Origin of the sequence: Peribacillus simplex (genome assembly GCF_030123325.1) — a bacterium.
Classification (GTDB): domain Bacteria; phylum Bacillota; class Bacilli; order Bacillales; family DSM-1321; genus Peribacillus; species Peribacillus simplex_D.
The window spans coordinates 182,460-197,929 of the sequence record NZ_CP126106.1 but is presented as its reverse complement, the minus strand read 5'-3'; the positions used below and the strand labels follow the sequence as shown (position 1 = coordinate 197,929).

The window sequence follows — 15,470 nt, the reverse complement described above, 5'->3', positions numbered from 1 at the left end:
AATTTTCATAGTTATTAAGCAATATCCACCGCTTCACCCATCAAAATCGAGTCAATTTCATAGGCTGTCTTCTTCCCTTGCTGGGCAGCTGAAACAACCATTGCCTCACCTTGGCCTTTACCGAAGATCACGTCACCGCACGCAAAAATCTTTTCATTCGATGTCCTATAGGAATCACCCTCCAATGTTACGACACCATCATCATGTTGGATGCCGAACTGTTCAATCAACCCTACATACCTGGATTGGCCTATAGCACGTATGACCCCATCGACCGGTATGACGAACTCTGATCCGGAAATTTGGACTGGACGGCGCCGGCCATCTTCCCCCGCCGCGCTAAGCACCATCTTCACGCACTCGATGCCCGTAACTTGTCCGCTTTCATCCGAGAGTATCCTGGAAGGGGCAGTCAGCCAGTGAAACCCGACACCTTCTTGTTTGGCAAACTCATATTCAAAATCATAGGCTGTCATTTCCTTTTGGGTACGACGATAAATAATGCTCACCTGTTCGGCGCCCAGGCGTACAGAACAGGTCGCGGCATCGATCGCCGTGTTTCCAGCCCCAATAACCGCCATCTTCTTCCCAATGAATTTATCAGTGATTGCCCCTGTTTTCGTCGCTTTCACGAAATCGATTGCATCATAAACGTCAGCCAAATCCTCCCCTTCAATTCCAAGCTTAGGAACATCGGACATGCCGATCGCTAAAATGACCGCATCATAGTCGGCAGTCAGCTGATTTGCGGAAACGTCCACTCCGACCCTTGTATTCGTTTTAATATCAACATCCAAACTCTTTACTTGTTCAACTTCCCAATAAGAAATGCTTTGAGGTAAACGGAACGATACAATTCCGTAAGCATTTAATCCGCCTGGATTCTTTTCAGCTTCGAAAATGGTTACACTGTAGCCAAGCAAGGCTAACTCCCTTGCTGCAGACAAACCCGCCGGACCGCTTCCTACAATGGCAACTTTTTTGCCATTCTTCTTCCCGGCCTTGAATAGGGCTTGTTTATTTTGGATGGCCCAATCTGTGGAATAACGCTGGAGATTGCCAATCATGATTGGCTTTGTAGAATGGTTCAGGACACATGCCCCCTCACATAACTCTTCAGTCGGACATACCCGCGCACAGCTGGCACCGACAGGATTGGCTGTCATGATCGTCTTGGCCGACCCTTTAAAATTACCTGAAGCTATCTTCTTAATAAAACCTGGAATATCTATTCCGGTCGGACAGGCTTGGATGCATGGGGCATCATAGCAGTATAAACATCGATTCGATTCTTCCAAAGCTTCCCTTGGGGATAAACCCCTCTCCGCTTCCTGAAAGTTAATCTCCAGATCACCTTTTAACGGGCTCGTCATACTCATCCACTATTTCTCCTTCCAAACATTTATTTTTGAAAAATAAAAAGGGAGGAATTGATTTCTTTCCACTGTCCTCATATTTAAACGATTGAAAGCATTGCCAACATGGTTTTCATCAATGTATTCAACTAGCAGTCATGGCGATTTCCCAGCCAAAATTCTCTCGTTTTGTTTATTATTTTCTATCATTCTCTCACTGGTCACGCCTCGGTCCCTGCTTCCTTCTAACACAAAAAGCCCCCCCTACTAATCTTAAAAACTCAAATCCTGATGATAAATCAGAGAATTGAGTATTCTTTATTTTATAATGTTAAAAAGTAAGTTACATTATACAAAGTGTAAAGTATTTCCAGATGCTAGATATGCAATATGTAATAATCATGTTATATTTCCTAACAATAAGTGATAAACATCGTCATTTTTCTACATTCAAACGTACTTTTCATCCTACTTATTGATATTCCTTGGATGATTTTTTCTGAAGGCCTAATTATCAACACTTTGTCCACATAAAAAAAAGACCGGAAACTCAAATATTGGTTTCCTGGGTCTTTTCACTTTTATCCACAACTTATTCACATATTATATGGCGTTATTCTCTTTGTTTTTGCAGAACAGAAGCATTCCACCAAAAGTTATCCACATTAATGAATCGACTTTTCCACTTATCAACAAACCGTTAACATTTTATCAACAGGCAGGTTCATTCCGGATGAATAACGTATCGTTTATATTTCTCATAATCCGTTTTCTTGCACTCAAGCTTTATTCGATATCCGATTGCTTCATATTCTGTTTCCGTTATGTGACCATTTTCATTGAAATAAGAAACCAGCTGTCCTTGATTAAATGGAATCAGCATTTCACAGTGAATATAGTCGACAAAAATATGCTTGCGAATTTGATCTATCAATTCCTCGATGCCAACTTTGTTTTTCGCTGACATATACACAGAACCACGATTCACCTGGGGGATATCCAAATCGGTAAGGTCCGCTTTATTATAAGCAAAAATCGTTGGAATCCCTTTAATGCCTATCTCATTTAAAGTCTTATCCGTTATCTCTATTTGCTGCTCATGATTAGGATTGGAAAAATCGACAACATGGATCAACAGGTCCGCTTCTACCACTTCTTCCAATGTGGAGCGGAATGCTTTCACGAGATGATGGGGCAATTTAGACACAAACCCCACTGTATCCGTCAATAAAAATTCCTTTTTATCCGGCAGCGGGATGTTTCGGACGGATGTCTCAAGCGTAGCGAACAGCATATCCTTCTCAAACACCTGCTTCTCGGTCGTTGGGTGGAACATCTCAATCAGAGCATTCATGATCGAAGATTTTCCTGCATTGGTATAACCGACTAAGGATACAACAGGGATGGCATTCTTTTTCCGCTGTTTCCTCTGCGTTTGCCGGTGTGCAACAAGGTCTTCCAGTTCTTTATTCAAAACACTTATATTTTCCTCGATTCTCCTGCGGTCAAGCTCCAACTGCTTTTCACCTGCACCTTTGTTTGTACCGACCCCGCCACTCTGACGGCCTAATGACTCCCTCAAACCAACGAGACGCGGGAGCATATACTGAAGCTTTGCCACTTCTACCTGAAGCTGAGCTTCCTTCGTTTTCGCCCGATGCGCGAAGATGTCCAGAATTAAGATTGTCCGGTCGATCACCTTGCAATCCATGTCCCTCTCCAGATTACGAAGTTGCGAAGGGGAGAGCTGATCATTAAAAATGACGACATTAGCTTCTTTATGCTCAAAGAGATTTTTTACTTCCTCGATCTTCCCGGTGCCGATAAAATGTGATGAGTTCACCCGATGCAAATTTTGTGTGATGGTCCCTGCAACCTCTACCTCACATGCTTCCGTTAAATTGGCCAATTCCTCCATGGAATACTCAAAATCCTTTTGACCGTTGAGATTAACTCCAACCAAGATTGCCCTCTGCTGTAATTCCATCATTTCAAATCCCTTCCGTACATACCTTACTCCCTATATTATGCTTAAACAAACCTATCATACTGCCTAAAAGCCAGCCACATTGTAGCATACCAGACATTATATGCATTACGATTGCTGCCCAAGTTTATCGGATTTCCCTTTACTATAAAAGAAAATTCAACAAAAAATAACGGGACCGATCACTTTTTTCAAAGTTTCACATGAAACAATTGGAAAACTCATAAATAAGAGCTCCCTGATGCACCTTAAGATGCACCAGGGAGCCCATAATATTCTATTCTTTTATCCTCAATAACCTAAGACTATTCAATGTAACCAATAACGTCGCACCCATGTCGGCAAAAATCGCCATCCAAAGTGTTAACCAGCCCGGCGCTATCAATAATAAGGCCAGGATTTTAATCACCAATGAAAACGTGATATTCTGCTTAATGATTTTTAATGTTTTGCGGCTTAAGCGGATTGTATAAGGCAGCTTCGATAAGTCATCACCCATTAAGGCAATATCGGCTGTTTCAAGGGCCGTATCTGTACCCGCCCCGCCCATTGCGATTCCTACCGTGGAAGCTGCCAAGGCCGGGGCATCATTGACACCATCGCCTACCATGGCCACTCGATCATATTTTTGTTTCCATCGTTTGATGATTGTCAATTTATCTTGTGGCAATAGCTCCGCCTCGATCTCATGAACGCCAGCTGCCGCTCCAATAGCTTTAGCTGTTCCGATATTATCCCCGGTCAGCATGATCGTTTTTTCAATGCCCAATGCATGCAGTTTCCGAATTGCTTCCTTACTGCTTTCCCTTATTTCATCAGACACCGCGATGAGTGCCAGGATCTTCACTTGATCGCCAAGCACCATCACCGTTTTCCCTGTATTTTGATAGCCGCTGATTAATTTAAGCGCATCATCAGAGAAAACTAAACCTGCCTCTTCTTCAAAAAGGTTTGGTTTACCAATGTAATAGATTGTTTGATTGATTTTCCCCTTTATACCTTTACCGGTGATCGCAGTAAAATCCTCTACCAATAAAGAATGATAGTCCGCATCGTGGTTTTCCGCCTTTTGAAGAATGGCCGTGGCAAGGGGGTGCTGTGACCTGCTTTCTAAAGCAGCCGCGATAGCCAACACGTCCTGTTCATTCAACTCATCAGCTAACACTGTGAAATCAGTCACTTCAGGTACGCCCTTTGTTAAAGTACCCGTTTTGTCAAACGCAATCGCCTTTAAGGCCCCCGCTTCCTCCAAATGGACCCCGCCTTTAATCAGCACACCATGTTTCGCAGCATTTCCGATAGCTGTCACGATGGCAATGGGTGTAGAAATGACCAAAGCACAAGGACAACCGACAACAAGTACAGCCAACCCCCGGTAAATCCATTCACTCCAATCCCCGTTCATCACAATCGGTGGTAACACGGCAATGGCCAAGGCAATTAGCATAATGGCCGGCGTATAGAATTTTGCGAATTTATCCACAAAGGCTTGGGAAGGAGCTTTTTCGGCCTGTGCTTCTTCAACAAGGTGGATGATTTTTGCAATAGTCGTATCCTCGACTCGCTTCGTGACCTCCACTTCGAGCAACCCTTCACCATTTAAGGTTCCGGCAAACACTTCACCCTCAACCGTTTTAAAAACCGGCTCGGATTCCCCAGTAATGGCTGCTTGATTAAGTGTCGAGGCCCCTTTCATGATCCTGCCATCCATGGCAAGCTTTTGACCCGGTTTAACGATCATGATGTCGCCCACTTCAATCTCATCAACAGCAACCATCATTTCGTGATGCCCCCTACGGATCAAGGCTTCTTTAGGTGCGATGTTCATTAATGATTCTATAGAATTACGGGCTTTATCCATCGAATATTTTTCCAGTGCTTCACTTATCGCAAAGAGGATGACGACAGTCGCCCCTTCGCCCCATTCACCAAGCACGGCCGCCCCGATGATGGCAACCGTCATAAGGGTGTGCATATCAAAGCGAAGCCTGACAAGATTCTTCAATCCATTGACAAATAATGAATATCCCCCAACTATGATTGCAGCCGCATAACCGATCACCGGCATGATGCTTCCATCAGCATATCGATTATCCAATGTCCAGCTGATCAGCAAAAGGATAACCGAGAACACCACTTTTATATTTTCTTTTTGCTTCCAAAATGGTTCCTTTTGCTTTACCTGTTCCTGTTCACCGCGGATTCTCAGGTTATCAAAAGCACCCGCCTTTTCGATCTCTTCGATAGTCGCACTGCCCTGTACAGAAATCTTCGAGGCACCAAAGTTGATTTTAGCATCCTCCACACCCTCTAGTTCACGGACATTGTTCTCAAATTTAGCCGCACAATTCGTGCAGGATAGACCTTGGATACGATAGATTTTTAATGGGGACTCAGCCATCGATCCTTACCTCCTGCTGATGTTCTAATGCAATGAGGATTAATTGCTTTATATGGTGATCATCCAAAGAATAAAAAGCCAACTTTCCTTCTTTTCGGTATTTTACGATTGCGTGTTTATAAAGGGTACGAAGATGATGTGACGTTGTAGCCATCGAAGCACCAATGATATGGGCCAGGTCGCACACACACAATTCCTCGTCCTTACAGAGCGCATAAGCTATCTTCGCCCTATTTTCATCTCCGATAACTTTAAACAGCTTCGACATGCTGGATATATTCACCTGGTTCATTTCCTCGTGAATGCGATTAACCTTCACTTCATCATGCAGGTGGACATCACAGATATCTTTCAGTTCCGCCATCTTCTCACACCTCTCATTCAAATCTGCGTTTGATTATAATATAACACAATTCCCTGAATATTCAAATCTATATTTGAATGTACAAGAATCTTTTCTCCTTCCTCACAGCGGCTTAGTGAAAGTGCCTATATGTCTTTATATGTGGGCCATCGTTTTTTGTTTCCCTTCGCAGTCGTTCCCCTGGAATTTTGCTGAACACAAAGGGCAGGCTGTCCTCTTTCCAGGGACTCCATGAATCTCCTGAACCGAAACTTCCATACTTCAGGCGAAAAAAAAGAAGGGACATAAATTCCTTCACGTTCCTTCAATCCAACGATTTCAGTAATTTCCTATCGATGCCTTGATAAGTATAATATATTTAATTTAGTATTTTTTAGAAAAACTGTGATATACTTAGGCAAACCTTTTTAAGCGTTTTACTTTACTTGTACCATTTACCCTGCCCATCGTTGGGCAGGGTTTTTTGTTATGTATTTTCACATAACAAAAAAAGACGGACCCTATAATTAGGATCCGTCTTTTTTTGTTATTGAAATTATGCTTTTTGAACGTTAGAAGCTTGAGGTCCGCGTTGACCTTGTTCTACTTCAAAAGTAACTTCTTGACCTTCGTCTAAAGATTTGAAACCTTCGCTTTGGATAGCTGAGAAATGTACGAATACGTCGTCTCCGTTTTCGCGTTCGATGAATCCAAAACCTTTTTCTGCGTTAAACCATTTTACTTTACCTTGTTCCATTGTTGTTGCCTCCTAGTGCATCTAAGCACAATGTATTACTATCCTTGCTCTAAGTCATCATCGAAAACGAAAAGTAGTACTTTTAGTATCCTTAGTACCGAACAAAAATAATTAAGACTAAGCATAACATTAAATGGTAGCGATTGCAAATAGTTTGGGGAAACTTTTTTCCAGCAATTTTTAATACTCTCTAAATTCATTTAAAACCAAGCATTAACCAATGAGCTCTATCTATTTCAGGTAATGGATTCATGACCTCCCACACGCATCCATCCAAACAAAAACCTCCCGTAAACAAAGTTAAAGAGATTTTTGTAAATGTTCACATCGATTATTTATTTTTCGGTAATGAACTTTTCTACCATTTCTTCTAAAAAGAAACGGTATTTGATTTTTATCCAGGTCACTTATTATGGATAAATCGATATCTTGGAAATAGAAATCAGGATATAAAAATTTCGTCAAATTTCGCACCTGATTCTTATCCTTCAATAGCTTTGACCATATGTATTCATTACTATTCGGTTGGAAATGACCTAACAATGTTATGCCATTTTCAGAGTTTGTAAGAATTCTTTTGTCCATTTCCATGGACTTGAAAAATTCAGTATCCTTTTGAATGTTTAGCTTTTCTGATGTTAATGTGTCTCCCCATTGCCCCTGTTCCAGCACTGGAATTTGCTGTTCCTCCAACACCTTTAGAAGAATTGGCGACACAATGGACTCATTCAAAATAATCATTTTTTCCACCAAACTTATACTGTTTTTTGTATCTCCATATTTAATCGGTTAAAAGCGGTAAGTATTTAGCTTATATAGGCATTTATTATTATATTCATATTGAAAAGTGAAATTTAAATATGCTAGCTTGAAGATTATTTGTGAACAAAGGAAAAAGGCGAGATATCACTATCTCACCTCATCTTTTCGTCTCTTTATGATTAACATGATGAACATCAGAACACACGGTAAGCCTACCACTAATAAAACCCAAAGGAAATAAGTGACATTTGAATGCAAAGTCGGCTCTGTACCCATTCCGTATCCATACTTTCCCTCGAATTCAGCCTGATTGGAATTATCATTCGTATCTACTAATTCCGCTTTAACGATGACACGTTTGTCCGTATCGATCCCCGTAACATCACAAGTGATCAGAGTAAGTTCAGGACTTCGTGTATCTGCAAGAACACTAACGTCCGTCTCATGGACAATCTTCTTTTCTTTCACTTTATAGGTGAATATTTTCCGTTTATCCGATATATGGATATATGCGCCTTTTTCAATCTTTAATAAAGGCCCAAACAACAGGCGGTCATCTCTCATATGATGCCCAGCCAGCACATAATTTCCTTTACCCATTACTTGACCGTTTTTAACTGTCGTGGCACCTACAAGTAAATTTTGTGTATTCGTACCATGTAAGATCGGTAAAGATACGGTTTCACCCTCAATTACTATTGCACCTATCACGTCTTCTCGTTTCACTGAAGAAATATTCGCTAATACCTTTAGAAAATCAGGAGCTTCTATACTCGCATTCTCAGGAAAAGGCTTTTTATGATCAATATTATCTTGGATTTCCTCTTCAGAAAAACTAACTATATTGTACTTTGTGATTTCCTTTTTGATCATCGCTTCTTGTACCCAAGGTGAAAGAACCAACAAAAATCCTATTAATAAAAGAAAAAAGAATGAAATGATTGTTAAAACATCACATATTATAACTTTCTTTTTTTTTAGCATCTCAAATATGGAATCATATAACATCATTCGATCTATTCTTCTACTATTTGTTCTTTATTCTCATCATTCTCTTTTTTCTTTCTTCGCATAAAAATAACACATAATATTAAGGCTAATAATATGACGATGCTCCCTATTATTACATAAAGCCACGTATAATCCTTTTGAATGGTCACATCACTATCATTAAGCTTCTTTGCTAGACCCCCATCAATCTTAAAATTACGTTTCCAATGCCATTCTTCTCCCATGGAGGCAGCGGTCATTTCCAATGTATATTCACCGGCCTGAAGCCTTTCACCATGCAGTGAGATCGGATAATCAAAATTAGAGTTTGGGGCCATCTGCATGCCCTCTTTATTAGACTCGTACAAGACTTGGCTATCTCCCTTTTTGGTCACTTTCGCTTTCACGGTCATTTGATTCATATACATGGGCATGATATTTTGGATATTAGCATTGATTACGTTTCTTGCATTTATTTGATCTGGGAACACATCATTCAATTGAATTTCCGGTTTGATTTCATTTTCATTTTCCCTTAATAAAATGGCGACGACATAGGCAAACTCGTTTTCAATGGACAAACCTTTATTATTCCCGTTCTCTTTATCACCGGTACCTTCAGTTTTCTCCTGAAGGATTATGCCACCAGCTAATACACCATCAAAATCTTCTTTTGGCATCACTACATCCATTTTTAATTTGTAGTTTCCTTTAGCTGGAATGATAATTTCCTCTTCCGTCTTCACTATGTCTTCCATCTTGTACAGCAAAGTCGAATCCGATTCTATATCATTCTCTCCATATTCAACTACACCATTAAGGTTTGTCGTTGCACTATGGATAAGAGGATTTATTTTAACATCATTCTCTGTATCATTACGCAAGTTGATTTCCAGCACTTGTTTTTGTCCTGGCTTCATCATCAAATCAAAATATGTCTTTTTTTTATCCACTTGATTTTTTGGGATGACTGTCTCCACGGCAAAATTGAATTCCGCAGCCGAAGCCTTAAGGATAGTAAAAGTGAAAATGATAGATAGGCAACTTACTAGTAATAAAATGAAAATGGATTTCTTTTTCATATGACAGCACCTCCAAGTTGATGCGGCTTACTTTACAATGTATCATCTTCATTTATTATACAAACACCAACTTGTTATACCATTTGCAGGGGCACCTGTTAGCAGTATTATTAAAATATCAAGATCTATTAAGGTTAATTTGATAAGGTTCTTTGACTATCTTCATCCATTTTCACTCATTTGCTGGAGTATCTTCCAATGACCATTTAATCTTTGCCTCATATTCCCCGACCCTAGCTTCTCCAGCCTTCGCCTCGACAAACAAGCCATTTTTTGTGTCTCCGTACCATAAGTCATTTATAAATAGTGGTTCATCATCGGTACTAAGATGTTCATAAATTAGCGATCCTGTATTTGAAAGAACTGTGTCACTACCATTATTTGAATAAACCAGAGTTAACGTACTATCATAAGCAGAGTTGTAAAGTTCATCCACTAAGGCTGCTTTCAGCTTCCAAGTGGATTTATGTTTCCGATCATCCTGTACACCAAGTTTCTGATTCATCGATTCAATTTGATACCGTTTAGATTGTGGAGATATTTGAACATCACTACCAAATGATAAAGAGTCAGGGGCAAGCAATGTTAAACTTCCTGAGTATTCCGCCACTGTAAATAATGGACCTGCTTTAAAAATGGCATCATGGTATTCAATGGATACAGTCGGGTTTACATTCCCCATAATATTGTTCGTTATTGGAACATCGGATAACCCTGTAATTTCACCGGTATTATCATTCAGTAATATTTGTACAGTTTGGCCTACGGCCAATGGTGTTGGTAAATCAATGGTCCATGTTCCATTTTCCGCTACTGCCGTTTTAATTAGATTCCCTTCAGCATCCTTTAACGAATCCCCATCCACTTCAACAAGGACAGTTGCTCCCACCTCATCAGCAGTTCCAGTTATCTGATATGTTCCTTCTTCAATCTCTAGAAGTGATACCTCTGCCGGTGTTGGGGGGGTTACATCAAATACTGTCGTTTCGGATTGTCCAACTTGTACCCAAGGCCCTCTTGTTGATACTCCAGACATCTTTTGGCCGCCGACATTAAAAATCGAATCCATATACTGCACATAGCCATTTGCATCCGTTTTTAAATCCCGATGAACTATACCATGTGTATCAGTGATATCAACACTGGCCTGATTCTCGGAAGCATATACATCCATATAATGAACGGCACCGTTCTCATCCAGGCCATCATTATCAGGTGTTTCCCCGATTTTCACCCTTGCCTTAATGGTTAAATCAGCATCTGTCACTGGTTCAAACTCTAATATAGGTTTTGTATTCATTCCCGCAATTCGCCTATAGTACGTTGTATTGAACCCGGATTGTAATGCCGGTTCAGAGGAGACTACCGTTTGACGGCCGGCAGTAGTAGAATGACGGCCGGTAGCAGTAAAGTTTTCGACTGCCGCATATGAGAAGTCGGATGGCCCCAAAACGTTACTGCCAGTTTTCCATAAATCGATATCGGATTCATTGATTTCAAAAGTATTCGCATATCCTGTTGCAGAGGTATTTGCTCCCAAACCAACCGCGGTATTATTTCCTATATTCCGCAAATCATATTGTTTCGGATTATCCAATGTGAAGCTATTTCCCCTATGGCTGGTAAGAGGTCCTAAATTAATTAATGGATCTTTACTATTCCCAATAACATATAATTCTGCATCTGGAGCAACATGGAAAGAATTATTGCTTGAATAATATTCAACAACAGATCCAGAAGTTTGCTTGCTTGTTAAATTAACGTAAGCACCGCCTTTTACAGTAAATGAACCATCTCCATAATTGAATCTAACAGCATTTCCGGGCATGTTGATATCTAGCTTAGCGTTTTCCCCTACCGTGATATCTTTGTAATACAGATAGACTGCGGGATAGGTTGTCCCTAATTTTTGAGACTGAGTTAGCCGAACAATACTTTCATCACCGATTGTAAATTCCCTGGATTCCCCAGTATCCCCTGATCTTGCAGCGGACTCGTAATAAAATGTCGAAAAATTATAAAAATTTACATTCCCGATGTACTTCGTGCCATTTTCCATTTTGAAGCTGCCCAGATAGAAATTTTCGGCGCGTGTATCAATATTCATTTCTCCATAAACCGTTACTTCGGCATATTTAGCCCTAGCTAGTCTTTGTACGGAGGGCTCTGTAGTAATATTTCCAAATCGGTATTTCCATTTTCCTGTGTATGAGTCATAAAGCCTTGAGCCGACTATATCTTCTGAATGTCCACTTAAATAGGATTGTGCCAATACGATATCGTGCATATGGAAGTTACCCATACCATTGGTTGGATTCCCTAAATAAATGGATGAGTCTCTAAAGGAAAGCCTATGTCCATTTCCGTTAATCTCCAAGTCTCTGGTTACCTGGTAAGTCGATAATCCTTGAGTATCTCCAAGAGCACTTGGATTTTCAATATCTTTAGTTAAATTTATTTTAGATATGGAAGTGTTTTTCACCGCAGCTACAAAAGTATCCCAACTATCAACGTCTTTTTCGTCAGCGGATAAAGCAGCAGCCATGATATTGCCTTCAACACTATTGGAAGGATCCACTTCTGGAAGATCTTCTTCCTCTTTAGCTATAGCTTCATTATCCTGTTCCTTCTCTTGATCACTCTGATCAATTGATGCATCCTCTTGATCGGCATCTACATTTTCACCATCCGTTTTTTCGTTTTCTCCCACAACTTGACTGGGCTCTTCAGGCTCTTCCTTTTCTTCCTCGACTTGGCTGGATTCTTCAGGTTCTTCCTTTTCTCCAACAACTTGACTGGATTCTTCAGGCTCTTCCTTTATTTCTTGATCATCAGCCTTTGCCTCATCTTCTTTTATCGTTCCCCCCTCTATATCTGGTACATCCTTTTCCATGGCCTCTATATCTATGCTGATCTCATTTGATTGCTTCCCATCAGATGTCGCAACTACCACAAAGTTTCCGGCATTTTGGGCCTGAAAGAATAAATGAACTTCATTTTCACCTATTTGTTGTTCACTATACGCTATAGTGATTTCTTTTTTAGCAGATTCATAATCCACCATAGGTGGACTACCATTATTTTGTAATGATTGCCTTGTAGCATCTTGGTCATATGCCAACCCTTCAGGAACCTTTACTGAAATAATTCCAGCTTCTTCTATGGTCGAGTTCACCTCTAGCCTTATTTGATCACCTAGACTTACAGTACTTTGTTCCGATGATAGCCTTACAGTAGCTGCGGCGGCTGCGGATTCAAGATTGAAAAAACCATTTATATTCATTTGCTGCAGCATAATAACCAATATGATGCCCCATATCCCTATATATGAATAATCCTTTAAAGCCCTTCTGGATCTCCGTTTATATGTTAGACGTCCTTTTCTCATACCTATGTTTCCACCTCTATTCCCATTGAAAAAGTGTTGTTCATGATCTTCCGCTCAATAATATTCCAGTTTAATCTAGTGAAATATTCTACAAGTCATAAAATAGTGATACACCGTATTTAATTCATACGATGTATCATCTTCTCTATGAATGCACCACGGTCACTTTAATTTGCCGGTGTGTCAGTCAGAATCCAGGTAAGTGTCGTATTATACTCTTTTGCATATTTTGTCGTACTGCCTGGAACTGATAATTGAACACTTTTATCCATGTTGCCATCATCTGCTTTACCAAAACGAGAAACGTAAGTACCGGCACCTTCAGCATCTTTTGCTGCCACCACTATTGATGGTGTCCCTGGTACTAAGTCGATTTCAGCAGGGACTGTACTTGGTACTGGAGAAGTCGAAGATGTGTTTACATTATTATTCAAGATTTTTATGGCTGCACCATCCAATACATCATTATCAGTGGTTTCGAACTGTGCATCTTGTCGTACTTGTAGTGTCCAGCCTGTTTCAGTACCTCTATTATCACTGACTTGTACATAATTAGGCCTTAACTCCTGCGTGGTCCCTCCTTGATCATCCGTAATATTGACTTTTTGTGCAGCAGAATTATAAACCATGTCTTGTGTTGTGATTTCCTGAGTGCCAAAATCAAATGATGAAGCGAAATCAATGCTTAATGGACCACTTGTCCCTGGATTTGGGGTAGGTTCCGGGTTAGCCTCTTCACCTGGATTTTCTGGGTCAACTGGAGGTGTGATACCTGTATATGGCGCAAATGTAATGGTACCGCCAGATTCATATTCTCCGCCTTCTGCTGAGGCTCCTTGTCCTGCGATTCCGAAACCTGTGACCAATAACGTTGAAGCAACAAGATATTTTGCAATTTTCATAGTGAACTCCCCCTTTTATTAGTTTAGTTATTTGCCGGTGAATCCGTTAAAACCCATGTTAGTTTTGTACTGTATTCGACTGCATCCTTTGGAGTGCTCCCAGGTACGGATAATGTAATCGCAGTATTTTTAGCCTCACCGTCCACATTTTCCACTGTCCCAAAAACATCAAGCCATTTTCCTGCACCAGTATTCTCAGCCGCTGTCATCACTAATGATTCGGCTCCTGAGGGATCTAAGGTCATATCGGAAACGGTAGGCGCAGTTACATTTTCCATATTTGTTACTGGCACACCATCAGTGAATTTTATTTCAGCTCCTGTCAGAACAGGGTTCAGTGTAGCATCGTTTTCAAATTGGCCTTCCTGTTTCACTTTTAAAGTCCAGCCTGCATTGCTCCCGCGATTATCCGAAATCTGAACATAATTGGCTCTATTTTCTTGAGTGACTGCACCTAGATCATCTGTGACGTTAACTTTCTGGGGCGCTGCATAATATACTTGATCCACGTTTGAAATTTCATTTTCGCCAAAGTCTAAACTTGAAGCGAAGTCGATACTTAATGGACCATTCGTTCCTGGATTTGGATCTGTACCATCCGGATTTTCAGGTTTCACCTCTTTATCTGGATCATTCGGGTCAACCGGCTTCGTGATTCCTGTATACGGTTTGAACTTCACTGTACTAGAGGAATTATACTCCCCTCCATCTGCCGCAAATGCCGAAATTGAACCGCCTAAAATTAGTGATGTTGCTAAAGCCGAGCCTGTAAGTACTTTTAACCGTTTTTTCAATGTATTTCCCTCCATGACTTTTATTTATCTATGACTCTTAATGACTTTCTTTGTAAAAGAAAGAAAGCTAACAAAATTACTAGAGCTCCCAAAAACATATTTTGAGTGCTCGATTGATCACCCGTTTGGGGTAATTTTTCAAGCCCTGCATCATTTGATGCCCCATTTTCATTTGATTCATTTCCAGATACACCTGATTCGGGGGATTTATTACTGTCAGAATCTTTTTTATGAATATATTCTCCATAAAACCCTACATTTGAGTCAGAACCATATGAACTGCTTGATTCGGCATGTACATTTGATAAATTTGTTCCAAGTAAAACTATTAATATGCTTATATATATAATTGATTTTTTCACCATTCCACCCTCCTTCAATCATTTGGTGGGCTTTCTTACATTGCCATAAAAATGATGCCATTTAGATTGAAAAATAAGATGGTCCTAAAAGACTATCGCGGAAAAACCTGAGATTTGCCGGTTATTAAAATCCACTACCGACCCTTGTTAAGAATAAGTCCTGGTTCTACCTTCTTTCCGTTTGTTTGGCTTCCCATTATTTTTCACCTCTAATCCTATAGAAATTTTTCATGATGCCGCAGGGTTTCTACAACCCATAATAATTACAGTTCATCGCGATATACAAGAGAATGAAGTGTTCATATTTAGTACCTTAATTAAGCATTTTTCGAAAAATGCCAACTATT

Annotated in this window: 12 protein-coding genes; all 12 read right to left on the bottom strand. The window is 40.2% G+C overall.

Translation table 11 applies throughout. The features are described 5' to 3' along the window. Nucleotides 1–14: 14 nt before the first annotated feature. A complete protein-coding gene (locus tag QNH43_RS01100) occupies nucleotides 15–1,373 on the bottom strand; it encodes an NAD(P)-dependent oxidoreductase (RefSeq protein ID WP_434060179.1) in 1,359 nt (452 codons plus the stop codon). Between the two features lie 706 nt (nucleotides 1,374–2,079). Further along, nucleotides 2,080–3,345: a GTPase HflX gene (gene hflX, locus QNH43_RS01095; protein WP_283916513.1), complete on the bottom strand. Its 1,266-nt coding sequence runs from the start codon at nucleotides 3,343–3,345 to the stop codon at nucleotides 2,080–2,082. Between the two features lie 274 nt (nucleotides 3,346–3,619). After that, entirely contained in the window at nucleotides 3,620–5,743 is a 2,124-nt protein-coding gene (locus QNH43_RS01090) for a heavy metal translocating P-type ATPase (RefSeq protein WP_283916512.1), read from the bottom strand. After that, nucleotides 5,736–6,107: an ArsR/SmtB family transcription factor gene (locus QNH43_RS01085; protein WP_283916511.1), complete on the bottom strand. Its 372-nt coding sequence runs from the start codon at nucleotides 6,105–6,107 to the stop codon at nucleotides 5,736–5,738. Before QNH43_RS01085 ends, QNH43_RS01090 begins: the two co-directional genes overlap by 8 nt. A 535-nt stretch (nucleotides 6,108–6,642) precedes the next feature. Then, a complete protein-coding gene (locus QNH43_RS01080) occupies nucleotides 6,643–6,843 on the bottom strand; it encodes a cold-shock protein (RefSeq protein WP_034304915.1) in 201 nt (66 codons plus the stop codon). A gap of 300 nt (nucleotides 6,844–7,143) precedes the next feature. Then, on the bottom strand, nucleotides 7,144–7,584 hold the full coding sequence (locus QNH43_RS01075) for a hypothetical protein (RefSeq protein ID WP_283916510.1): 441 nt from the start codon (nucleotides 7,582–7,584) through the stop codon (nucleotides 7,144–7,146). A gap of 168 nt (nucleotides 7,585–7,752) precedes the next feature. Continuing rightward, on the bottom strand, nucleotides 7,753–8,616 hold the full coding sequence (locus tag QNH43_RS01070; protein WP_283916509.1) for a class A sortase: 864 nt from the start codon (nucleotides 8,614–8,616) through the stop codon (nucleotides 7,753–7,755). Between the two features lie 5 nt (nucleotides 8,617–8,621). Continuing rightward, the gene (locus tag QNH43_RS01065; protein ID WP_283916508.1) at nucleotides 8,622–9,677 is read right to left on the bottom strand and encodes a WxLIP family cell surface protein; all 1,056 of its coding nucleotides are present in this window, start codon (nucleotides 9,675–9,677) and stop codon (nucleotides 8,622–8,624) included. 172 nt (nucleotides 9,678–9,849) lie between these two features. Next, a complete protein-coding gene (locus tag QNH43_RS01060) occupies nucleotides 9,850–13,065 on the bottom strand; it encodes a pectate lyase-like adhesive domain-containing protein (protein ID WP_283916507.1) in 3,216 nt (1,071 codons plus the stop codon). 167 nt (nucleotides 13,066–13,232) lie between these two features. After that, nucleotides 13,233–13,967 (bottom strand): WxL domain-containing protein, encoded by a 735-nt coding sequence (locus tag QNH43_RS01055; RefSeq protein ID WP_283916506.1) that lies wholly within the window; start codon nucleotides 13,965–13,967, stop codon nucleotides 13,233–13,235. Nucleotides 13,968–13,990: 23 nt separating this feature from the next. Next, nucleotides 13,991–14,761, bottom strand: a complete 771-nt coding sequence (locus tag QNH43_RS01050) for a WxL domain-containing protein (protein ID WP_283916505.1) — start codon at nucleotides 14,759–14,761, stop codon at nucleotides 13,991–13,993. Between the two features lie 20 nt (nucleotides 14,762–14,781). Beyond that, nucleotides 14,782–15,123: an LPXTG cell wall anchor domain-containing protein gene (locus QNH43_RS01045; protein ID WP_283916504.1), complete on the bottom strand. Its 342-nt coding sequence runs from the start codon at nucleotides 15,121–15,123 to the stop codon at nucleotides 14,782–14,784. Between the last annotated feature and the right edge of the window lie 347 nt (nucleotides 15,124–15,470).